This is a genomic window from Mojavia sp. (genome assembly GCF_059505145.1).
Genome location: NZ_JCACKA010000047.1, coordinates 226,368 through 248,344 on the forward strand (window position 1 = coordinate 226,368; position 21,977 = coordinate 248,344).

Here is a 21,977-nt window from a genome sequence, read left to right on the forward strand (position 1 = left end):
TTCTAATACCTTCTGCCATCTGCCTTCTACTTCACTGCACCGAAGGTAAGGCCTCGGACTAGTTGTCTTTGACTTAGCCAACCGAAGATGAGGATGGGTGCGATCGCTAGTGTTGATGCTGCTGAAAGTTTTGCCCAAAATAATCCTTGGGGGCTGGAGAATGAAGCAATAAATGCTGTAAGTGGGGCGGCGTCTGCTGTTGTTAAGTTCAGGCTCCAAAATGCTTCGTTCCAGGACAAGATAATTGAGAGTAAGGCAGTGGAGGCAATTCCAGGCAGTGCTAGTGGTAGCAAGACGTGCAGGAGTTCTTGCTGTGTGGTTGCTCCATCCATGCGATCGGCTTCGAGAATATCTTTAGGAACTTCTTTGAAGAAGCTGTAAATCATCCAGACGACAATCGGCAAATTAATTAAGGTATAAATGATGATTAAACCGATGCGGGTATCTAGTAATCCAAAGTTGCGACACAAAATGTAGATGGGGACTAGTACGCCAACAGGGGGCAGCATTTTCGTAGATAGCATCCACAGCAGAGTTCCCTTAGTGCGTTTCGTGGGGAAGAACGCCATCGCATAAGCGGCAGGTACGGCAAGCAGTAGTGCAAGTATAGTTGAGCCGAGGGAAACTGCTACGCTGTTAAATGCATAATTGAAATAATTTGCCCGGTCTTGGATGGCAACATAATTTTCTAATGTTGGGCGGAAAAATAACTGCGGGGGAGTGGAAACTGCCGCGACTTCGGTTTTAAAACTGGTGAGAAACATCCAGAAGATGGGGAAAAATAAGAGGACAGCAGCAAGCCAACCCAGTAATGTCCATAGCCAGCGCTTTGAGGTTTTACGTGCCATAATGCTAATTCATAATTCGTAATTAGGTTGCGTTGGTAGCTTGATTTGGAAGCTTGGTGTTAGGTATCCAAATTACGAGCAACACTACGCATCAAGAAGATTGCCACAATATTGGCAAGGATGACGGCAATTAATCCACCGGCTGATGCACCACCGACATCGAATTCCAGCAAGGCTTTGAGGAAGATGTAATAAGCTAGGTTGGTGGTTGCAAGTCCCGGCCCGCCGCCTGTGGTAACAAAGATTTCGGCAAAGATGGTGAGGAAGAAAATTGTCTCGATCATGGCGACCACAGAAATGGCGCGGCTCAGATGCGGTAGCATGACGAAACGAAATAGAGCGATCGCATTTGCACCATCCATTCGCGCTGCTTCTAACTGATCGCGATCGAGTGATTGAATTGCAGTTAGCAAAATCAGCAAAGCAAAGGGCAACCATTCCCAAGAAACAATGATAATGATCGCCAGCAGAGGAACGCTGGCAAACCAATCAATTGCCCCCAAACCCAGACCCCTGGTAATTTGCGCGAACAGCCCATTTACTGGATGCATCAGCATATTTTTCCAGATCAGGGCGCTAACCGTGGGCATCACGAAAAACGGCGAGATTGCCAGCACCCGTGCCACCCCGCGACCATAAAAGTCCTGGTCAAATAGCACTGCTAAGAGTGTGCCCAGACCGATTGTGATTACCAGAACCGAGACAACCAGAATAATTGTGATGGTGATCGATGTCCATAAAGCTGAGTCAGTCAGGATGAAGGTGAAATTTTCAATCCCGATAAATTTGCGTGCATCTGGATTCAGCAGGTTATACCGCTGAAAGGAAAACCATAGAGTCATCACCAGAGGCACAATCATCCACAGCAGCAGGACAACGACCGAAGGCGCAACCAAAGGCAAGGTTGAAGCTTGCCGCTTAGTTCTTTGCCTCGCGGGTGGTGGCGTTTCCTGTTGAGGTTTTACCGCTAATGAAGAAGACATAATATCAATTCAAAATTCAAAATTCAAAATGACAGCACTTACGCAAAATCTCTCTAAAACTCTCTTACCTTCGTGCCCTTTGTGCCCTTCGTGGTTCGTTTCTTCCTAAAGGTGGGCAATGCCCACCCTACTATGCTTTTTCACCACAGAGACATAGACAGAAAAGTCAAAATTTTACTCGATGTAACCTGTATGTTTCATGAAGCGTTCAGTAGATCTCTGCGATTGCTGCAACGCTTGGTCTACCGAAGTACGATTAGTTAATGCCGCTGCTAAAGTTTGCCCAACCGAAGACCCGATCGCCTGAAATTCGGGAATATCCACATATTGAACTCCCTTATACGGAGTTGGTTCTGCAGATGGGCGGGTAACATCGGCAGATTGAATTGCTCTCAGCACGATTTCCGCAAAGGGTGCAGCTTTGCGATAGTTGGGATTTTGATATGTGGAAGTCCGAGTTCCTGGTGGTACAGCAACCCAGCTATTTTCCTTAGCAACTAGTTGGATATATTCTTTTGATGTTGCCCAAGCAACAAACCTTTGTGCAGCTTCCGGTGATTTTGATGTTTTTGGAACTGCTAACGCCCAAGCCCAAAGCCAGTTTGAGCCGTTAGGATATTGTTCAATTGGCGCACGGGCAAAGCCAACTTGATCATGTACTTGGGATTCTTTGGGATTGGATAATAATCCTGCTGCAACGGTTGCATCTACCCACATCCCGCATTTGCCAGTTGAGAATAACGCTAGATTCTCATTGAAACCATTGGAACTTGCTCCCGGCGGCCCATACTTTTGGAGCAAATCAACATAAAAGGCGATCGCATCTTTCCAAGCTGGAGTATTAATCGTTGGTTGCCACTTCATGTCAAACCAGCGTCCGCCATAGGTGTTGACTAATGTGGAAACAAATGCCATGTTTTCACCCCAACCGGGTTTTCCCCGCAAGCAAACTCCGTAAACTCCATTGGCTGGATTATGGATTTTGCTTGCCCATTCTCTCATCTGAGGATACGTTGGCTGTTCGGGAACCGTAATCCCGGCTTTATCAAACAAGTCTTTTCGGTAGTACAGCATGGAACTTTCCCCATAGAATGGCACGGCATAAAGTTTGCCGTTGTGGGAAAGTCCTTCGCGGATGGGGTTGAGCAAATCATCTACGTCGTAGTTTGCGCCTAGATCCAAGGGTCTCAACCAATCCCGCCTAGCCCAGATTGGCGTTTCATAAGAACCGATTGTTAGCACATCAAATTGACCGCCTTGGCTAGCAACATCTGTGGTTGTGCGTTGGCGCAAGACATTTTCTTCTAGCACCACCCACCGCAGTTGAATATCACGGTTAGCTTCCTCGAACTTCCGGGAAAGCCCCTGCATAACTACCATGTCGCCGTTGTTGACTGTAGCGATCGTCAGTGTAGTTTTCCCTGCGGCTTGAGATCGCGGTGCACAAGCGTGTAGCAATTGCGCCAGCATCACTCCTGCGAGAAATGCCACCAGTACTTTAGCGAAGCGGGGGATACGCATCGCATTACTCCTTTGATGTAAAATATCGAACGGAGAAAATTTTTGATTTTATGCTCTAAATTTGAGTAAAAGCTCAATAATAGAATCATACCAACCCCACTTCAATGACGGGCATTTGCAACAATTCTTCAATAAGAGGTTGAAACTATGGCAGCGAAAGCAACCTATGAGTTTGCAGGTAAAACCATCCTAATTACAGGCGGTGCAGGCGATATTGGTAAGGCAACTGCACAACGTTTTGCTGCTAATGGCGCAGGTGTAGCCTTACTAGATTTGAATGAACCGAAAATGGCAGATGTGGCTGAGGAATTAAAAAGTTACAACGTTCCCGTCGGTTCGTTTCGCTGTGATGTTACATCTGCTGATGATGTTGCCAAAGCTTTTACTGACGCAGTGAAACAGCTTGGGCGGATTGACTATATATTTAATAACGCTGGTTATCAAGGAGCATTTGCCAAAACAGAAGAATATCCTGAAGATGATTTTGAAAAGGTGATTAATATTAACGTTGTCGGCGTTTTCCACGTTCTCAAGACAGCTGCACAGTATTTGCGTTCTGGCGGTGGAGGTGCGATCGTGAACATGGCGAGCTATGCAGGTGTAGTTGGGCCGCCAAATATGTTAGCTTATGGTGCTTCAAAATTTGCGGTGATTGGAATGACTCAAACAGCAGCGAAAGACTTGGCTCCTTACGGCATCCGGGTAAATGCGCTTTCGCCTGCGCTCATCGGCCCCGGTTTTATGTGGACGCGGCAAACAGAATTGCAAGCCGCAGTTGGTTCCCAGTACTTTGATACCGACCCCAAGGTGGTTGAGCAACAGATGATTAATTCAGTACCGATGAGGCGTTTGGGGAGTTTGGCAGAGGTGGCGAATGGGGTAGCATTTCTCATGAGTGATGAGGCAAGCTACATTACTGGGTTTAACTTGGAGGTTACTGGTGGTGAATAGAAATTTCCAGATATTGAGCAAAATTTATTTCCTTGGGCATATACTCAAAATAATGCAATCATTCCTTTGATAGGGACATAGTTTTTAAAGGTGGGATATGGGAGAACCTTTCTTAGATCGGCGCGATGCCAGCAAGGCTGGCTTGCCCCCTAGGGCGCGCAAGCTCGATCTAGCTGCTCATGCTGCTTGGCTGTATTACATTGCTGGCAATACACAAGAGGAGATTGCAGCAAAACTTAATGTATCCCGGCAAGCTGCACAACGCTTGGTGGCACTGGCAGTCAGTGAAAAATTGATCAAATTTCGCCTCGATCATCCTCTGAGTGAATGCATTGCTCTGGCTGAGTCGTTACGTGATAAGTTTGGTCTGTCGCTTTGTGAAGTCGTACCAACTGACGCAGGCAGCGGTGATACATTATACGGGCTTGGCATGTGTGCTGCCACCCATCTAGAGGGTTACCTGATGGCGAAAACCCCGACTATACTGGCGTTGTCTTCAGGTCGCACATTGCGAGCAATGGTGGAGCAAATCCCCTCAATGAACCAACCCCAGCATAAAATTGTTTCAATTATTGGGAATATGTCTCACTTTGGGCGTGCAGGTCGCCACGAAGTGGTCATGCATTTATCCGATCGCGTCGGTTCTCAAGCCTACCCAGTGCCGACTCCGGTTGTGGCGACTAGCATTGAAGAACGGGAACTTTTGCAGACACAGCGATCGTTTATCGCCGTCAAAACTCTTGCAGAGCAAGCCAAGGTAACGTTTGTCGGCATCAGTCACATTGCTTGGAATGCCCCATTACATCAAGACGGCTTCATCAATGACGATGAGGTGGCTGAATTAATTGAACTAAGCGCAGTAGGAGAAATTGCGGGTTGGGCTTATGATCATCAGGGAGTGTTACTGCAACAGGGAACCAACAGCCGAGTTGCCAGCGTACCTCTTGAACAACCAGCTCGTCGGCTGATCATTGGTGTGGCAGGTGGAGTGAAAAAGGCAGAAGCAATTCTGGCTGCTCTGCATGGCAAGTTAATTACCGGACTGATTACCGATGAAGCGGCTGCTCAAGCGATTCTTGCTAAAATTTAAGCGTTGCATATTTGCAGGATATTTTTTCATGGCGGCTAGTAAAAAAACTGATTCTCTTCGCGCACTTCGCATCTACGCCAAATAAAATTGAGTCCCGACAATTCCAATTAAATTGGAATGGCAACAGCTCAAAAAAGATGAACTAGCTAAAGTGAAAAATGTTTGATGGCGGCTTATAACTTGCTTATGCCGTAATTGATGCTGTTCAAGCTAGCGCAGAAAGAGGAAGTTACAGTACAGAACGTATTAAATCTGCCTTGAAATCCCATTATTAAATTCTTGTTATATATGTATAATTTTCCCATAAAATTATTTACTGAATATATTTTTAGTAGTAAAAGCTGTATAACTAATAACTAATACTTTGTTGACGTTGGCATTGGGTAAAATATTACTTAAGCCCCACTGAACGCCATCATAGAACAATAATCGGTAAGGTAAACTCAATTCCAATTACCTTGAATCGAAAATACTTAGTAATTTTTATTATCGTTATTTTCAGTTAATTTAAATTTATGAGCATTATATTATTTGTACGAACAATTCTTACTTCTAAGGTTAGATTTTATGGATAACAAAATGATATAAATCTTTATGTAACCTATTTAGCATAAAACAAACAAAACAAATTTATGAAAATAAATTACAACCAATTTCTGCTCAGTTTGGCAGGTATAGTGGGAGCCACCGGCTTTAGCTTCTTGGTTACTTTACCATCTGGAGCAAAAGAAGCAGTCAATCCCAACCCCAGCATTTTTAACGAGGCCCCCTATAACCGGAGTCAACGCATTGAGGTAAACGCTGAATATACATCGGCTGAGTCTGTATCAGAAACAGCAAAAGAAAGAACTTCTAACAGAAATTTGGTAGCTCAAAAACCCAAGAAAAGGACGCTCAATCCCAGACCAAGTATTTTCAATGAGCCTCCCTATAACCGTGGTGATAGTGCTGCACCCTCCCCAAGTAGTAGCCCTGCAACTACACCTACCACGCAACCAAGACAAACACCTTCAACTACTATACCTACTCAAACCCCAGGAAGAACGACCAACACTCAAGGCAAGAACTTGGTAGTGCTGGCAGAATCCAACGGTTCTTTTACAACACTCACTAAAGCTTTGAAAGCAGCTGGATTGGCAGAAGCGTTGCAAGGAAACAATAATTTCACCATCTTTGCGCCTACTGATGCTGCATTTTCTAAATTGCCACAAGATGCAGTACAAGATTTGTTGAAGCCTGAGAATAAAGAAGTATTAGTAAAAATATTAACTTACCATGTAGTACCTGGTAGGGTATTAGCGAGCGATTTGAAATCTGGCGAAGTCAAGAGTATTGAGGGTGGTGCAATCAACATCAAAGTTGACCCTACTACAGGAGTGAAGGTAAATGAAGCGAATGTCACTCAGCCAGATATTACAGGCAGCAATGGTGTCATCCATGCTATTGATCAAGTAATTTTGCCACCTGACTTGTAGGAATTGAGCAGAGGTCAGATTTGTTTCAAGGCACTGCATTATGCAGGTTTACCGACTTGTAGCAAGTGCTGTATATTTAGAGAAATCTCTAAGCTATTGCATTTATGACGCTATCACGGCTATGAAAACGAGCGATCGCAATATTTTCATAGCCGTGGGATTCTTGGAGCAACTAGCCCACTTATCATAATCAGTTTCCGTTATAAAAATAACTTTTTTAACGTTGACGCGTACCTTGTTAGAAGCCACAGGCTAGTGGTTTAGCACAGGGTAGAAAATCAAGGATGAGAAGAGAAGATTGCACGAATCATTTAAGACTGCTATATATTAATTTCATGGCCAATGGCGACAAGGAAGGATTGATGTTCATCAATTAATTCAGTATAGCCATCAGCCCGTAAATTATGGATTTCTTTTTCTGCTTTATTTAGCGAAAAAGTTGTCGTATAAAATTACGAATTGTTATAAATATATTTACTCACAATCGACAGTGTTATAGCCTCCTTTGTAACAGTTATATGCCAATTGTATTAGTCCTTGTATTCAAGGAAAATCATCTATTTGTTATAAATACTAATGCTAAATAATCTGGAAACTGTCGTGACAAATACAGTGAATTCTATTAAACCAAGAGCTGAAGATAGCTTTGCTATTTCCTTTGCGCCATTGTCTGTTGAGGAAATCTACGCTAAAGCTGATGATCCAGCTAATGGCGCGGTGGTTGTGATGAGTGGAATGGTTCGCAATCAAACTGAAGGTAAGCCTGTGGTTTGTTTGGAGTATCAAGCTTACGAACCAATGGCAATGCGGGTATTTTTACAAATAGCAGATGATATTCGCTCTTTGTGGGCTAATGTGAATCGGGTAGTGATTCATCATCGTATTGGGCGTTTACAAGTTGGAGAAATTAGTGTTTTAGTCGCCGTGGGTTGTCCCCATCGTGGTGAGGCTTTTGAAGCTTGTCGCTATGCTATTGATACCCTTAAACACAATGCACCGATTTGGAAAAAAGAATGGTTTAGCGAGCTAGATGGTAAACAATCTAGCAGTTGGGTAAGCATTGGTGCTTGTGAACAGTCAGGAGAAAATTGTTAAATTTCTCACAGCTATTGTTTATAAACACTCAATGAATTCATCTTTACAAGTTTCAATACGCGAGAACAGAGTAACGCACAATTCCCACCAAGCAGCTGTTGCGATCGCACTATGCCATTCCCAAATACCTAATAGTTTGACACGCCAAACTTGTTCAAAAAAACCAACATAAGGTAGATGTCCGATGGGGGCTTCTCCTTGCCAGATGAGAGCGTCATAATTAACCCAAGAGTCTTTCAGACGCCAACCAACGCGATTGGCAAAATCAATGCAGCTTTCTGAGGCGGCGACTTTAGCGCTACCAATCATCAAGGACAGCACGGGGTCTGTGGCAGAATTATTTTTAATACTTTGCCAGATACGGTGCTGGATGCTAAAACCAAAGCGCCCATGACTATAATTTATCCAAAGTTTGTTGATAGTATTAAGGTCTTTACAGGGAAAGCTTTCTAAGCTTTGAGCATCAAGGTATTGCTGTTCATTGTGTCCGGCTACCTTCAGCATGAGAGTTGTAGTTTCTCGATCCGCTTCCAACCATCTCTTAGCTTGGAGTAAATCCCGCAGATGAGTGTAATCTATCCCTACGGCAGAACTCAAATCATCAGGAAGACTGCCAATATCTTCAGCCTTTTGCTCTATACTTTCACCTGAAAATAGGGTTTTTCCTGGTAATACTTCAATAATTCCTTGAGAACCAGATAGCCAAAAATATAATTGAATGTCGGTTTTGGCTAATTCGATTTGCAATTGTGTAATCAAACCTGCTGCGGTTAGTCCAGATAACTGATTTGCTTGATTCAGGGTTTCTAATAAACAACAAGCAAATCGTTCATTCTCGTGAGGTGGTGCAGCAGCAACAATTAAGCATTGTCCTTCATCTAAGCTCAGTTGCAGTTCTTCCAGCCAATCGCGTACAGAAACTATCCCTTCTTGTAAGGGACAATCTAAAATGATGATTTGTTGCGATCGGCATCTACGTAGCTGTTTTCTCAACCATGAGCGATAAAGTACAACATCGTCAGATAATAGTAATACCGCTTCTCCTTGTTCTATCTCTTGAATTTGCCCTCGCAGATATAAAAAGACCGTTGCGGCTTCTTCTGAGGTAGTAGAGGTAGTGGTTGATTCGGCAAAAGATTGAGATAACAAACACTTTTGGATCGCTTTGCGTACATCTGACTGGGGGTTTTTGTCTTTTACAGTCCAATAATCTGTTTCAAAATCACCAGCAGTGCTGAGTATTTTACTCAAAGCCGAGGAATGACTTTTGGGGAGTCCTTCTACAATTAATGCCTGTCGTGGATGCTGTGAAGCAACTGTTTTTTCAGGTTTGAGTCCTAAAATAACTTCTCCTACCCCTTCTACAATTCGCTTAGGCGTTTGTGCTGGATATTCGGAATGAATGGAAGTGTCGCCTCGTCCTTTTTTGAGCTGATTAATCACTCGTAACTGCTGATTTGCTTTATCTATGTATGCCAGTGTTTGATGATAAACATATCGGTAAAGTCCATCGACCTCAATTACTCCTTGGGAGTCCGCAGCCTCTCCTCTTAATCCTCGAATTAAGTAATAAGTAAATACTCCGTGTCCTAATTGGGGAAATTCCCAAGATTGCTGTTCGCGATCGCAAGATAAGAGGGCGTAAAATCCTTTTCTTTGGGCGGCTCGTTGTCGCAGAACTTCTACTAACTCTTGTGTAGGGTTGCGTTGGGGGTCTTCTCCTTTAGCACCCAACAGTGTCATACTACCGCTATGACAAGCATCGAGTAACAGTAATTGCTGCTGGGCAGAACAATTCTCCAACAGTTGCAACAGTTCTTGTAATTTTAAACCAGTGTCTATTAGGTTTTCTTTTTGAGTATCTTGAAGACACAACACCACTTGCTGACTCAAGGAGTCTAGCATCCCATGTCCTGAAAAATAAAATACAACAGTATCAATGGGTTTAGTGGCGGCTGCTATATGTCTAAGACTGGCACGTACATTTTCTAACTGCGGCTGCTGGTGAGAAAAATCGTGGTGAATTATCACCTCTTTCTGGGGAAATCCTTGCGTTGCTGCGTTTAATGCTTCTCCTAATCCCTGACAATCTAATGCTGAGTAACGCAAACAAGGTATTTGCTCATCTTCGTATTGGTTCACTCCCACCAGCAGCAGCCAAAGTTTTGCTAAACCGGTTTCTAAGGCATGAGTTGAGTGACTAGTACGAACACCGATTGGACACATCTAAGCAATTCAATATCCAAAGTAAAAAACCCAGTATTGGCAGCCATGCTAATAGTGTTGATTGAACCGACGTGGTAGCAGTAGTGTTGGTTCCAGTCAAAATTAAACTTTGGTTCTATGGAAAGTCCGGCGCTGACGTTGATTTTGAGGTTCAGGCGATCGCAACGGTACTATTTCTGCTTCGCTACTCTCCCGTGCTACCCTAATCAGCAACCCAGCTGCTACTAAACTTGAAATCATCGAATTCCCACCATAACTAAACATAGGTAAAGGTAAGCCAGTAGTTGGCATAGCACCTGTAGCCACAGCAATATGAAGTAATGATTGCCCTACCATCACTATGGTTACACCAATCGCTACGAGTCGATACACTGGACTTTTAGCCTTGAGTGCTACGATTAATCCGAGAGTGGCGAATAACGCTAATAATACCAACAGCACTATACTGCCAACAAAGCCAAATTCTTCGGCGAACACTGCAAAAATAAAATCGGTGTCCTGAATTGGTAGATAAAATAATTTTTGTTGGGAAAGTCCATACCCAGAACCCCAAATTCCCCCAGAACCGACTGCTAGCAAACTCTGCACTAACTGATACCCATCTCCTGTAGCATCAGCCCAAGGGTTGAGGAAGGACATCACCCGCTTGCGCTGATACTCTTTGATGCTAATACTGAGTAGGGCTAACATTACTCCACCAATTGCCGTTCCTCCTAAGTACTTGTAAGGTAACCCAGCTGCTAGAGCTATCAGCCAAATAGTTGTACCGCACAATGCTGTTGTACTCAAGTTAGGCTGGGCAATAATTCCTAGCAGTACAAGACAGAAAATTCCTAGCCAAGTGAAGCGAACCCGCCAACTTAGTTTATCCCATTGCCCAAATAGTCGCGCACTTTGTAGTACTAAAAAGGGTTTAATTAATTCTGAGGGTTGAATTGGGACTGGCCCGATAGCTATCCAGCGTGCTGCGTCAAAAGCTTTCTTTCCCAATCCTGGAACTAGGGTGACGAAAATTAGAGTTAAAAATACAAAGAAAAACCAGTGAGATACCCCCAAAATTTTCTTTAAGGGCGTATTGACGATAAAGTTGAATCCAATTAAGGAAGCTATTACCCAAAGGACTTGACGCTTAAAGTAATACAGCCCATCATCATGACGAGCATCAGCAACAACATAAGATGCTGAAAACAGGATAATCAAACCGACAAATAGCCAAGTAAATGTCAACCAACGCAACAGCCGCGCCTCTAAAGCCCAGCTGGAGACAGAACTATCAAAAATTGGAATCAGACGGCGTAGATTCACGATGAGTACAGGTATGATATTTTAAGATTTTAGATTCGGGAATGGAAAATAGTTCAGTTATAAGTTTATGTAATATACAAGTCCGCTTTGTTTCTTGAATTTATCTGCGTAGGCAGGGAATAAGGAACAGAGGAGTGTACGAAATTTTTTTCAAAAATTGAATAGGAGTCCTATAGTTATGATTACCAATCTCGAAGACTTTTTAGCTATCGAGTTTGCTCAATCTGATGCACTGCTTCTATAGCACCGTTAATATAAGATGGCACAGACAGCTTTGTTTCTGGTTCTACTTGTTCTAAGAGTGTCTTAACGGTTGTGTAGATGCGTAGCAGTTGGTTGTCAGATATTGCATCTTCGATATCACCTACCCATTCAACCTTGCAAGCTCTTTTTTTTTGGCGATCGTATAGTCGCTCCAAAGCTAATGCTACTAAGGGTACACCGACAGCGGCACATTCGTAAACTGTGTTGTAACCTGCTCCGCCAATGACGACATCAGCTGCTGCTACACATTCAATACCTGGATGATGAGACACGCATAAACCCTCTGGGCATTCTGTTGGGCAAGTTGCAGCTAAAATTCTGACTGCACATTCAGGAAAATTTTGATGTAGTTGCAGCGCTAATTGCCCAAATAAAGCTAACTCTGATGTTTGCCCAGATGCACAAACAAGGATAGTTTTTATAGATTTGTCAACTTTTAGGATATGCGATCGCGTAGTGATTCTATCTGGTAACTCCCAAGAGTTGCGAATCAACCAAGGTGCTGTATGCTGCACGTTAGGTAATGCACAAAAAGGTAAATCTTTCCCCTCTCCAGGTACAATTACCTTATCAAAGTTTTCTATGACAAAAGACTCTAATTTCTTGGCTGCAACATAGCGTGGGTTAATATCCCGATGAATTAAAATCCGCGGGATGTGATGCAAATTGGGTAAGACATCTGCTAACTCACCCCCTAAGCCTCTGGGGAAAGTATCGATAATTAAGCGATCGTAACAAGTACAGGATAAAAGTTCTCGTACTCGCAAACAAGCTTCCGAAAAACCTGCATTATGAGGAATGCGCTGCACTAAGCAACCCTCATCATCTATATGTTGTGCATAAGGGCTATTGGTAATAATCTTTACTTTTCTTTGAGTCGCAGCAATTCTCCCCAAGGATAAAGCACGATTCAGATGTCCCCAACCGCCACCCAAGGCGTAAATTAACCAAGTCTTACTCAAGATTCGGTTGCTTCTCTCCAATTAAAATTAAGAAATTATATTGTTATTTGAATTTTGAATTATTTAACTTGCACCCATATTACTTTCAAAATCATCATATCTCTCATTTTCTAAACTCACAGAATCGGCTTCTGTAAATTCTACGTTGCCAGTTTGGGGGTCATAGGAGTACGCATCACGGTTATCATAATAATCGCTACCCCAAGCTCCAGACCGATAATAACCATATTCAGAGTAATAGGCATAGTCATTTTCGTATGAATCATTGCAGTGAGGACAGCCTGTCCTATCAGTACGTCCACAACGCCGTTTGAAAAGAAAACCCACTTGGCGATCGCACTCCCATGTCGTTTGTGCCGCAAAGTTTACTACAATTTCACAAGCACCAATTGTGATGCGATCGCCATCTCTGAGGCTACCAGTCTTCACCTGTACGTCATTAATCTTAATGCCACTATTAGTATCTTGGTCGGTAATAATTAATTCTTGATTTTGCCAGTCAATCAAAACATGGTAATCTGCAACCAAGTCATCTTCAATGACTAATCTAGAAACTCTTTGCTCATTATATTGTTGTGGCATTATTTGAAATTGCCGTCCAATTGCTACGGGAGTTTCTAGTAACGGTTCTCGACGTTCTTCTGTATTGGGGTCTATCCAAGTTAGCTGAATCTGCAAAGTTATTTTCCTTCTGTTAAATTTACAGCATAAGCTAGAGCCGCTTGTTGTTCGCGGGTAAGAACATCAAATCCAAAGCAAGCAAATGCAATATTTGACAAACCAGATTTAGTATAAAAAATTGTTTTATCTGAAGCTTTTCTTAAAGATGTTTTACCATTCTTAACTTTTACTTGATAAACTAAGCTATTATCTGGAGTTATAATGTCAACACCATTTTTGCCCACTTTAATTCGATAAATTTCTTTTTTAGACGCATCTTCTAACTTATAATCGCTATCATTCTGTCGTCTGAGAATATATAAATCTTGAGTTTGCTCTGGGTTCTTCAGCTTCCAATGACCTTGTTGATTTACTACATAACCCAAAACTTTTTCTGAGGCATTTTTAATTTTAATTTTTCCTGATTTATCTGCTTTGATTCTTGCTAGTTCTTGGTTATTGCCATCTACTAATTTAGCTCCATCTGCTTCTTGTTTAAGGGCAAATAATTCAGAACCTCCCTCAGTTTTAAACTGAATTTTAGCAGAAGTCGCTGCAACATTAGTGGTAATCGGTGCTGTTTGTGGAATGCTTTGAGTAGATGCATCGTTTACAGGTTTATTACCACTAACACAGCTAGAAATCAAAGCAGTTAAAACAAATGACAGTAAAGTTTGGAAAATTATTTTCATCTTACTAATTACTTAGCCAATATTTTTGCTAGATTTAACACTTGATACAGGCTCAAAAACATCATAGTAATTGTTTGATATATCTCTTCTTGATTAGTTGCCACTTGTGGAGCAATTCTGACAGCCATATGTATTGCCTTTTCTGTCACTTTCAACCCTTTCATATAAGATAATTTAGGAAGTTTGACTGCATCAGTAACTTCATTTTGTAAAACTTTAACTGCTCCATAACGGCGCTGGGGATAGTTTAATGTTAAAACTACATCTAATCCTACAGAATTTGTTTTTGATTTATACTTACTCTTGCCACTTCTGCTACGTTTCCAACCGTATTGGGTTTTAGATAGTTCAGTAGCACTTAAGGCAAAGCGAGTTTTATCTAAAAACTGTCCTTTAAGTTGCAACCATTCATGCTGATGTTTATCTATCTTCCAGTTTTCTTTATATGGATGAGCTATAGTTTCTATTTTATTTTCTGGGATAACAATAGGTTTAAAAGATAGTTTTAGTTCAATTTCTTTATCTTCCTCCATATCTCTCGATAACATCTGCAAAACTCTATTTGTTAGCTCATAGCGATAATTACTAATATTCAGATTGCTGAATTTTGAGCTTTTTACTAAGTTATAAATACAAGCGATCGCCAAACCATTACCAGTCAAAAATAGCACAATTTTTACTAAGGCTAATCCTCCAGCATCAACTTGGAAGGTAGATACAATCACAAATAGTATAATTACAGCAACTACTGCCAAAAAATAATAAAGCGCTAATTTGTTAAATTTGTTTTGTTGTAGTTCTGCAAAATTATCCAGTGCTGCTAATTCTTGCAAATCAGCCATTACAATGGCAGTTTTTGCTTTCGTTGCATAAATTAAATTTTCTCGAAATTGTTTTAATTCAATAGGCATTTTATCAAAACCTCATAATTGCAATTTAACCAGATATTTATTTGGTTAGAGTTTCCCACTATATGCAATTTTATTAACTTTATTTAAGTTATTTGAGAATTAAGCTATAAAAAAAATATATTAGCTAAAACATATATAAATTTGCCGCCAGTATATCAAACACAAAATTAAGTGTCAACGGAATTTATAGACATTGATGAATAAATCAAAAATAGCTTACATCGCCTTTGATACGGTTCCCGCACCGAAGGGCGCAGCAATTCATATTGCGGCTTTTTCTGTTGCTTTAGGGGCAGCTTTTGGTGATGTCCAGTTAGTAACAGTTTCTCCAACAGCGGCAAGTATAGATTATTATGAGATTTATCCGCAAGTTATGCAAACAGCTTTGCCAGCTATCGGTGATAACTTGATTCAAAGAATTTTATATTTTCGTCGGGTTTTAAAATCATGGTTGCAACGGCAGAGATTTGAGGTAATCCATATTCGTTCGATTTACGAAGGCTTTGCGATCGCACTCAATAAACAGCAATACTGCGATCGCTTAATCTTTGAAGTAAACGGTCTACCTTCAATAGAATTAAAATATCGCTATCCTGATGTTGCCGATGATCAAGAACTGCTACATAAATTGCAATCCCAAGAACAAATTTGTTTAGAAGCAGCCGATTTAATTATCACGCCCAGTAATGTTACTAACGAATATTTGCAAGCTAGAGGTATACCTGCAACAAAAATTCGTGTAATTCCCAATGGTGTAGATTTAAATGTATTTACCTATAATTTAAATTCTGCAAATTTCCACCATTCTTCATGGAGGGATGGCAACTTTCCCAGCCCTAAAAGGAAGCTAAGAATATTATATTTTGGTACACTTTCATCTTGGCAAGGTGTAAATCTCGCAATTGAGGCCTTGGCCTTAGTAAGCCGAGATTTACCTGCTTGTTTAACAGTGATAGGGCAAGCTAGAGACTACCAGGTTAAAAAACTCAACCAACTGGCATTAAAGTTGGGAGTAACAGATGAGTTAACTATTTTAGAACCAATGTCGCAAACACAATTGGTTGAACATATCCATGCTTCAGATATAATTTTGGCCCCGCTAACGCCTAACGATCGCAACTTAATTCAAGGTTGCTGTCCTCTAAAGATTTTAGAAGGAATGGCAACGGGAAAACCTGTGATTGCTAGCGATTTGCCCGTGGTAAGAGAATTAGGAGAAGATGGAAGACATTTTTTATTAGTCAAATCAGGTTCAGCAAAGGCAATCAGAGATGCTGTGTTACAGTTGCAAAACAATCCAGAATTAGCAACCCAAATAGCGGTAAATGCTCGCCAACGGATTGAGGAGTGTTACACTTGGCAACGTGCTGGCGAAGCTTTAATTGCTGCTTATGCAGAATTGGGAATTAAGCGGTCGATTAAAGTTTGAAGTTGTAGTTTTTCCTGAGCTATGGAATATTCAGTTAAAATGCGATCGCGTGCAGCTTGCGTAATTTGATGTTTCTCCTCTAGGGGTATTGCCAAACATTCCAGCACCGCCTCACCCAGCTTGTGCAGATGCGAACGAGGTAGCAAAAAGCCATTTTGGCCATGTACAATCACCTCAGCAATACCCCCCGCATCACTGGCGATACAGCAACAGCCACAAGCCATAGCCTCTAATAGTGCATTTGGCATTCCTTCCCATAGTGAAGGCTGAAGGTAAACATCGCACAGTCGCAGATATTCAGCAACCATTTTAGGATTAGGTAAATGTCCAGTAATTACAATTCGCTGGGCATTTTCTGGTTCGTGAGTTTTATACAAATGTAATATAGATTCCTGGGAAGTCCTTACCTCACCAATAATCAACAGACAAGCAGGACGCACTTGACGAACTGTTGTCAAAGCATTTAGCAGAAACTTTTGCCCTTTCTTTTCTCTTAATTCTCCACAAAATCCTAGTACTACTTCATCAGGCGCAATTCCTAAAGCCTCTCTAGTTGCAGGTGGGTTTTGCTTGTCTAAACCCAAGCTTGTAGCCTGTAGAGAAAGAGAAAATATTTCTGTATCAACCGCATTTTTCAGTACCAATACATCATTCCGTCCACTAAGTAGTTGAATTTTGCGAGACATATCAGCACTTACAGCAGTGACTACCTTGGTATGTTGCAGTGTCCATTGCAGGCGGGCAAAATCTCCTGGCGGAAACATTTCGCGATCAATATCATTACCACGGGCACTAACTGTGCTGGCTAATCCCTTAAGTCCAGCAAACCAAGTAGCCAAAAAACCACTTGGAAACAAGTAATGGCCCCACACAGCATCATAAGCATGAGACGGGTGTAACCAGTCGAGAACATTTAGGGTATGAGGCATCGTCATATCCCAATGACGATATAACCCTATACGATAGATGCAAACATTTTGTTCTAAAGTTTCTGGTGGCAATACTTCACCTGGTTGTAAATAACGACTCCAGGTGACAACATCAATTGCTATACCTAATTGAGAGAGTGTTGTCACCAGACGTGTTGCACTACTAGCCAAGCCCCCTAAATCTGGTGCAAATCGTTCTGTAATGAAAAGAAGACGTTTCATAAAATGGTAAAGCTGCTTTCTAGACAGCAGCCTGAGAATGAAATATAAAATTTAGACTATTGCAGCTTTTTTTGGTAAACAAAAAATTTAACCGTATATTTTTAAATGGTAGTTATGAACAGCTAAGTAAAAAAATTGTAAAAAACTTGGTTATTGCTGTATACAACTATTCCACTTTAATTAAATTCGTAATTTAAAATTGCAGATGTTACTAAGCAACTACAAAAATTAATAAATAGTTTAAATATTTTTAATAAAGTTTTATTGATTAAATTATTCATTTAATACGGCTTACTAAGCCCGCATCATCTACTAGCTGACTGTTTATTGATAAAGGAATTTCAATCCAGAATTCAGATCCTTTATCGGGTTCCGAGATACAGCTAAGTTTTCCCCTGTGTTTTTCAACCACAATCTGATAGCTGATTGATAATCCCAAACCCGTACCTTTTCCTACAGGCTTAGTTGTGAAAAATGGATCAAACAGCTTTTTCTTAACTGATTCCGCCATTCCTGGGCCATTGTCAGCAATTCTTATAGTAATATAATTTGTCTTTATACATTCTGTAGTAATTGTAATTTGACAAGGTTTAGCTTTAATTTCTGATCTAGCACTTTTACTATCGTAAATATCGAACACATCAATCGCATTACTGATAATATTCATAAATACTTGATTTAGCTGCCCAGCATAGCAATTTATCAAAGGTAAGTTACCATAGTTTTTAATAACTTCAATCTTGGGTCTATTAAGAGTTTCTTTTAAGCGATTTTGTAAAATTAACAGAGTACTATCAAGCCCTTCGTGAATATTAACCTTTTTCAGCCCAGCTTCATCAAGTCGAGAGAAGTTTCGTAAAGAAAGTACAATTTCAGTGATCCGCTCTGCACCTACCTTCATTGACTTTAATATTTTAGGTAAATCCTCAACTAAATAATTGAAATCAAGTTCTTCAAGATAATCTTTAATTGCTGGTGCAGGTTCGACATAAATTTGTTTATAAAGCTGTAAAAGCTTTATTAAATATTCAGTGTATTCTTGAGCATAATTTAAATTACCATAGATAAAGTTGATTGGATTATTAATCTCATGAGCTACTCCGGCAACCAACAGTCCTAAACTTGACATCTTCTCAGCCTGAACTAATTGGGATTGGGTTTGCTGTAGTTCTCTTAAAGAATTTTCTAATTTTTTCGCCTGCGCCTCAGCAATGTCAGCTAAATTCTCTTTGATTTGAACAGCAATTTGTAGTTGTGCCTTCTGCTGAGTCAGTTCTACCGTTAACTTTTGAGTATCAGCCAAAGCAGCATTCTGAGCTTCTAGTAGAAAAAGAAAATCAACAATTGGATCGTGAATAGCAAAGTCTTTTAGTTTTATTCCAAAAGGAGCAAGGTTAGCCGTGTCAGTAATCCAGGGAGAACCCAAGAAAAACATGATTTCCTGCTCTTGTTGATACATCATTTGACCCTTCATCTGCATTTTATTGTGCAGAAACTCTAATATGAAAAAAGAGCGGGAATTCTTATTAATAGCATCAAAATCAGCTTGAATTTTGGGACGATTAATATGAAAATGTTGTTCAATTTGGCTACCAACTAGCTGCTTAGGGCTAATACGCTCTAGTACGCTACCGACTTGTAAAATTTCGCAATTTTTATTAAATACAAAGTGAAATGGGAAAGCTTTTGCAAACAATTCTGGTGAAAGGCTCAGGTAAGGAGGAAGCATACTGCATTCAATTAGGCTTATATTTAACTAAAAATTCATCATGTTCAGCACCCTCATCCCGATTCTGAGTTTGTAGAATATCAACTTCTGTATCAAACCTTTTTCCTAATCCTTTAACTAGACCAATAACCATTGAACCAAGCCCATCTCTGGTGGAACGATAGTGTAAGCTCAGAGAATTCTCTTCCATTTCAGTACACTCAAATGATGGCGGACTCAGCTTAGGAAAGCTAATTCCTACACGAGCATGAAGATTGTCAAGATTTTCTAAAAATTCAGGTAGTGTATCCCCACTCATATCCATCATTTCGCCATAGCCTTCTTCAGATGTATACTGAACCCAAAATTCTCCAAAGGCTTGCATGATTTCTGAAGGAGATAAACCGAGAACAACACTAGCAGCTTTCACTAACCTGTGAGTCATATCGTCAGGATAGCCTTCCATGCTGATGAAAACATCTACTTCTATTTCAGCTTTAAGCTTAATTTCTTGCCAAGTATCCTTACCAAAGCGAGTGCAAACCATATCTTGAATCGCTTTGTTTACTAATCCATACATAAAAGTTTCCTCTTGATACGCCAAGGTTTACTGAATAAATTTAATCAAAGCTTGACAAACTCATGCCGAACAGTGGTTATTTAAATGTAAAACTTTGCTTGAGTCAAACCTTAAATCCTGTCTTCTGGTATACAAGGTGAGTTCAGGGAAAACCAGGACAGGACTGCTGCTATTGTAATACTGCAAACTAGCATGATTGCAACCGCATTTTTACGATTTCAAGTTTGCTATGTTTATGATCTGGCAAGGAAGTATATTGGCGGTGTTGAAGGCGATATGAGCGTGCCCTATGAAGACTGGCTAAAGGTTGGTAAGGAGACGCTAATCGTTTTTGATAAAACTGTTGAGCAGGCTAGTCCTATACAGAATACTAGTAATTATGTTGCGCTTTATACTAAGCGCTGTTGCCTTGTAAAGATGTTTGATGGAATCTAGATGTCAGCAAGACGATATTTATTGGCTGTTAGTGTTAACCTACCCATACTAGAATTGATAAGCCAATACGCTTCAGATAAGCCTGCGATCGCAGGCTTAGTTTGTTTAGGCGTACCTTGTAGGGTGACATCAGCAAGTCAAACTCTATAAGCAACAAAAAAGAGGTCTTCTTCGACCTCTTTACAACTCCCTATAATAATCTTCTGTTTATAGCAATTACAGCAACCCAGTATTAGTACCTTGCTTACCAGTTGCCAGTTCAACCTTAACGATTTTTCCGCCCATTTTCATAATGCGTTGTTGTTCCCGGAACCAGTTTTCATAGGGAACTAATTTTGTGAAATAAGTATTTTGTAGTTCGCGTTGGGTACGAATTCTGGTTTGGCTGGGAACACAAGCAGTAACTTTAAATAACCGGGCCATGCTTTGTAATCTCCTGTAGTGATGATGAAAACTTTTTTATCTCAAAATCTTGAGTGCAAATCTTTAAATTATTCAATCCAAGGCTGGAAATCAAGCATCAATACTAGACCAATATCACTCATCACTATTCTCTTCAACAGCATAAGCAATAAACGTTCTAGCACTCACGATTGATTTCCAGACCTTAATAAAGCTGCACCTAAATTATTAAGTGCAAACTAGCTTTTAGCTCAAGCCAGAGGAGATATAGTCTAAGTAAACGCCCATTTCTTTACCGGCATCAGAACCTACCAAGCTGGCGGTTACTTCCTTGATTGCTTGGATAGCTTGCACGGTAGCACCTACGGGAACGCCCAAGGAGTTGTAGGTTTCCTTCAAGCCATTCAGTACGCGCTCATCCAGGATGGAAGGATCGCCAGCTAACATAGCATAGGTAGCATAGCGGAGGTAGTAGTCCAAATCGCGGATGCAAGCAGCATAGCGGCGAGTGGTGTACATGTTGCCGCCGGGACGGGTGATGTCAGAGTACAATAGAGCTTTTGCTACAGCTTCTTTAACGATCGCAGCAGCGTTGGCACTGATGGTGCTAGCAGCACGTACCCGCAGGTCACCAGTTGAAAAATAGCCTTTTAGCTTTTCTAGAGCAGCAGTATCAAGGTATTTACCTTGAACGTCCGAAGAGTTAATGACAGCGGTAATTGCGTCTTGCATGTTGTTAATTCCTTATTTCCAACCGTATTGCAATACTTCTGTTTCAGTAGAGAAACAGTTTCACCCTACGATAGGGCACCGACAACGTAGTCGAAGTAAGAGCTAGCTTCAGCAGCGTCTTCAGAAGATAGCAAAGAAGCAGCAACATTCTTCAGTCCACGTACACCTTCAGCAACACCTTCGATAGGTGTACCCAAGGACTTGTACATTTCGCGAACACCCACAACACCAATTTCTTCGATGGGGGTAACGTCACCTGCAACGATTCCGTAGGTAACCAGACGTAGATAGTAATCCAAGTCGCGCAGGCAAGTAGCGGTCAATTCTTGACCGTAAGCATTGCCACCAGGAGAAACAACATCAGGACGCTTTTGGAACAGTTGCTCACCAGCTTGCTTAACAAGACGCTCGCGGTTGTCTGTTAAAACTTGAGCAATCCGCAGGCGGCGCTCACCACTGCTAACAAAGCTCTTGATCCGATCCAGCTCACCAGGGCTAAGGTAGCGGGCTTCTGCATCAGCATTCACGATGGACTTCGTGACGATACTCATTAATGG

Annotated in this window: 23 protein-coding genes; 8 read left to right on the forward strand and 15 right to left on the reverse strand. The window is 41.2% G+C overall.

The genetic code is table 11. The features are described from left to right. Positions 1 to 26: 26 nt before the first annotated feature. From AC5JL8_RS08185 to AC5JL8_RS08195, 3 genes are all read right to left on the reverse strand, one after another. Entirely contained in the window at positions 27 to 848 is an 822-nt protein-coding gene (locus tag AC5JL8_RS08185) for a carbohydrate ABC transporter permease (protein ID WP_495879281.1), read from the reverse strand. Between the two features lie 59 nt (positions 849 to 907). After that, complete coding sequence (locus tag AC5JL8_RS08190; RefSeq protein WP_495879282.1) at positions 908 to 1,831, reverse strand: carbohydrate ABC transporter permease; 924 nt, start codon at positions 1,829 to 1,831, stop codon at positions 908 to 910. A 174-nt stretch (positions 1,832 to 2,005) separates the two neighbouring features. After that, positions 2,006 to 3,352 carry an ABC transporter substrate-binding protein gene (locus AC5JL8_RS08195; protein WP_495879283.1) on the reverse strand — a complete coding sequence of 449 codons (1,347 nt, stop codon included), beginning with the start codon at positions 3,350 to 3,352 and terminating at the stop codon, positions 2,006 to 2,008. 147 nt (positions 3,353 to 3,499) lie between these two features. On the opposite strand from AC5JL8_RS08195, the gene AC5JL8_RS08200 reads away from it, so the two are divergent. The 5 genes from AC5JL8_RS08200 (at position 3,500) to AC5JL8_RS08220 (ending at position 7,963) form a co-directional block, all read left to right on the forward strand. Next, complete coding sequence (locus tag AC5JL8_RS08200) at positions 3,500 to 4,303, forward strand: SDR family NAD(P)-dependent oxidoreductase (RefSeq protein ID WP_495879284.1); 804 nt, start codon at positions 3,500 to 3,502, stop codon at positions 4,301 to 4,303. 97 nt (positions 4,304 to 4,400) lie between these two features. Next, entirely contained in the window at positions 4,401 to 5,393 is a 993-nt protein-coding gene (locus AC5JL8_RS08205; RefSeq protein WP_495879285.1) for a sugar-binding transcriptional regulator, read from the forward strand. A gap of 632 nt (positions 5,394 to 6,025) precedes the next feature. After that, entirely contained in the window at positions 6,026 to 6,868 is an 843-nt protein-coding gene (locus tag AC5JL8_RS08210) for a fasciclin domain-containing protein (protein ID WP_495879286.1), read from the forward strand. 40 nt (positions 6,869 to 6,908) lie between these two features. Beyond that, positions 6,909 to 7,058, forward strand: coding sequence for a hypothetical protein (locus AC5JL8_RS08215; protein WP_495879287.1), 150 nt, complete (start codon positions 6,909 to 6,911; stop codon positions 7,056 to 7,058). Between the two features lie 386 nt (positions 7,059 to 7,444). Continuing rightward, a complete protein-coding gene (locus tag AC5JL8_RS08220; protein ID WP_495879288.1) occupies positions 7,445 to 7,963 on the forward strand; it encodes a molybdenum cofactor biosynthesis protein MoaE in 519 nt (172 codons plus the stop codon). A gap of 18 nt (positions 7,964 to 7,981) precedes the next feature. On the opposite strand, the gene AC5JL8_RS08225 is transcribed toward AC5JL8_RS08220, so the two are convergent. From AC5JL8_RS08225 to AC5JL8_RS08250, 6 genes are all read right to left on the reverse strand, one after another. Beyond that, the gene (locus AC5JL8_RS08225) at positions 7,982 to 10,189 is read right to left on the reverse strand and encodes a GUN4 domain-containing protein (RefSeq protein WP_495879289.1); all 2,208 of its coding nucleotides are present in this window, start codon (positions 10,187 to 10,189) and stop codon (positions 7,982 to 7,984) included. A gap of 102 nt (positions 10,190 to 10,291) precedes the next feature. Next, the gene (locus AC5JL8_RS08230) at positions 10,292 to 11,494 is read right to left on the reverse strand and encodes an FtsW/RodA/SpoVE family cell cycle protein (RefSeq protein WP_495879290.1); all 1,203 of its coding nucleotides are present in this window, start codon (positions 11,492 to 11,494) and stop codon (positions 10,292 to 10,294) included. Between the two features lie 206 nt (positions 11,495 to 11,700). Beyond that, the gene (locus tag AC5JL8_RS08235) at positions 11,701 to 12,720 is read right to left on the reverse strand and encodes a glycosyltransferase (protein ID WP_495879291.1); all 1,020 of its coding nucleotides are present in this window, start codon (positions 12,718 to 12,720) and stop codon (positions 11,701 to 11,703) included. Positions 12,721 to 12,783: 63 nt separating this feature from the next. Further along, positions 12,784 to 13,398, reverse strand: coding sequence for an FHA domain-containing protein (locus tag AC5JL8_RS08240; protein ID WP_495879292.1), 615 nt, complete (start codon positions 13,396 to 13,398; stop codon positions 12,784 to 12,786). A gap of 2 nt (positions 13,399 to 13,400) precedes the next feature. Further along, positions 13,401 to 14,072 carry a hypothetical protein gene (locus AC5JL8_RS08245; protein ID WP_495879293.1) on the reverse strand — a complete coding sequence of 224 codons (672 nt, stop codon included), beginning with the start codon at positions 14,070 to 14,072 and terminating at the stop codon, positions 13,401 to 13,403. A gap of 8 nt (positions 14,073 to 14,080) precedes the next feature. Continuing rightward, positions 14,081 to 14,983 carry a hypothetical protein gene (locus AC5JL8_RS08250; RefSeq protein ID WP_495879294.1) on the reverse strand — a complete coding sequence of 301 codons (903 nt, stop codon included), beginning with the start codon at positions 14,981 to 14,983 and terminating at the stop codon, positions 14,081 to 14,083. A 196-nt stretch (positions 14,984 to 15,179) separates the two neighbouring features. Between AC5JL8_RS08250 and AC5JL8_RS08255 the strand changes: the two genes are divergently transcribed. After that, on the forward strand, positions 15,180 to 16,412 hold the full coding sequence (locus tag AC5JL8_RS08255) for a glycosyltransferase family 4 protein (protein ID WP_495879295.1): 1,233 nt from the start codon (positions 15,180 to 15,182) through the stop codon (positions 16,410 to 16,412). On the opposite strand, the gene AC5JL8_RS08260 is transcribed toward AC5JL8_RS08255, so the two are convergent. The 3 genes from AC5JL8_RS08260 to AC5JL8_RS08270 all read right to left on the reverse strand — a co-directional run bounded on the left by AC5JL8_RS08260 (position 16,373) and on the right by AC5JL8_RS08270 (position 19,851). Next, positions 16,373 to 17,563, reverse strand: coding sequence for a glycosyltransferase (locus AC5JL8_RS08260; RefSeq protein WP_495879296.1), 1,191 nt, complete (start codon positions 17,561 to 17,563; stop codon positions 16,373 to 16,375). The genes AC5JL8_RS08255 and AC5JL8_RS08260 overlap by 40 nt on opposite strands. 277 nt (positions 17,564 to 17,840) lie before the next feature. Next, positions 17,841 to 19,292, reverse strand: coding sequence for a sensor histidine kinase (locus tag AC5JL8_RS08265; RefSeq protein ID WP_495879297.1), 1,452 nt, complete (start codon positions 19,290 to 19,292; stop codon positions 17,841 to 17,843). A 7-nt stretch (positions 19,293 to 19,299) separates the two neighbouring features. After that, a complete protein-coding gene (locus tag AC5JL8_RS08270) occupies positions 19,300 to 19,851 on the reverse strand; it encodes a heme NO-binding domain-containing protein (protein WP_495879298.1) in 552 nt (183 codons plus the stop codon). A 192-nt stretch (positions 19,852 to 20,043) separates the two neighbouring features. Here AC5JL8_RS08270 and AC5JL8_RS08275 point away from each other — a divergent pair, with 192 nt between their 5' ends. Both AC5JL8_RS08275 and AC5JL8_RS08280 read left to right on the forward strand, forming a co-directional pair. After that, the gene (locus AC5JL8_RS08275; protein ID WP_495879299.1) at positions 20,044 to 20,286 is read left to right on the forward strand and encodes a hypothetical protein; all 243 of its coding nucleotides are present in this window, start codon (positions 20,044 to 20,046) and stop codon (positions 20,284 to 20,286) included. Next, positions 20,287 to 20,436, forward strand: coding sequence for a hypothetical protein (locus tag AC5JL8_RS08280; protein ID WP_495879300.1), 150 nt, complete (start codon positions 20,287 to 20,289; stop codon positions 20,434 to 20,436). A gap of 66 nt (positions 20,437 to 20,502) precedes the next feature. On the opposite strand, the gene AC5JL8_RS08285 is transcribed toward AC5JL8_RS08280, so the two are convergent. The 3 genes from AC5JL8_RS08285 to apcA all read right to left on the reverse strand — a co-directional run bounded on the left by AC5JL8_RS08285 (position 20,503) and on the right by apcA (position 21,971). Next, complete coding sequence (locus AC5JL8_RS08285) at positions 20,503 to 20,709, reverse strand: rod-capping linker protein CpcD domain-containing protein (protein ID WP_495879301.1); 207 nt, start codon at positions 20,707 to 20,709, stop codon at positions 20,503 to 20,505. A gap of 225 nt (positions 20,710 to 20,934) precedes the next feature. Beyond that, complete coding sequence (apcB, locus tag AC5JL8_RS08290; protein ID WP_495879302.1) at positions 20,935 to 21,420, reverse strand: allophycocyanin subunit beta; 486 nt, start codon at positions 21,418 to 21,420, stop codon at positions 20,935 to 20,937. Between the two features lie 65 nt (positions 21,421 to 21,485). Beyond that, on the reverse strand, positions 21,486 to 21,971 hold the full coding sequence (gene apcA / locus AC5JL8_RS08295; protein WP_495879303.1) for an allophycocyanin subunit alpha: 486 nt from the start codon (positions 21,969 to 21,971) through the stop codon (positions 21,486 to 21,488). Positions 21,972 to 21,977: the final 6 nt, after the last annotated feature.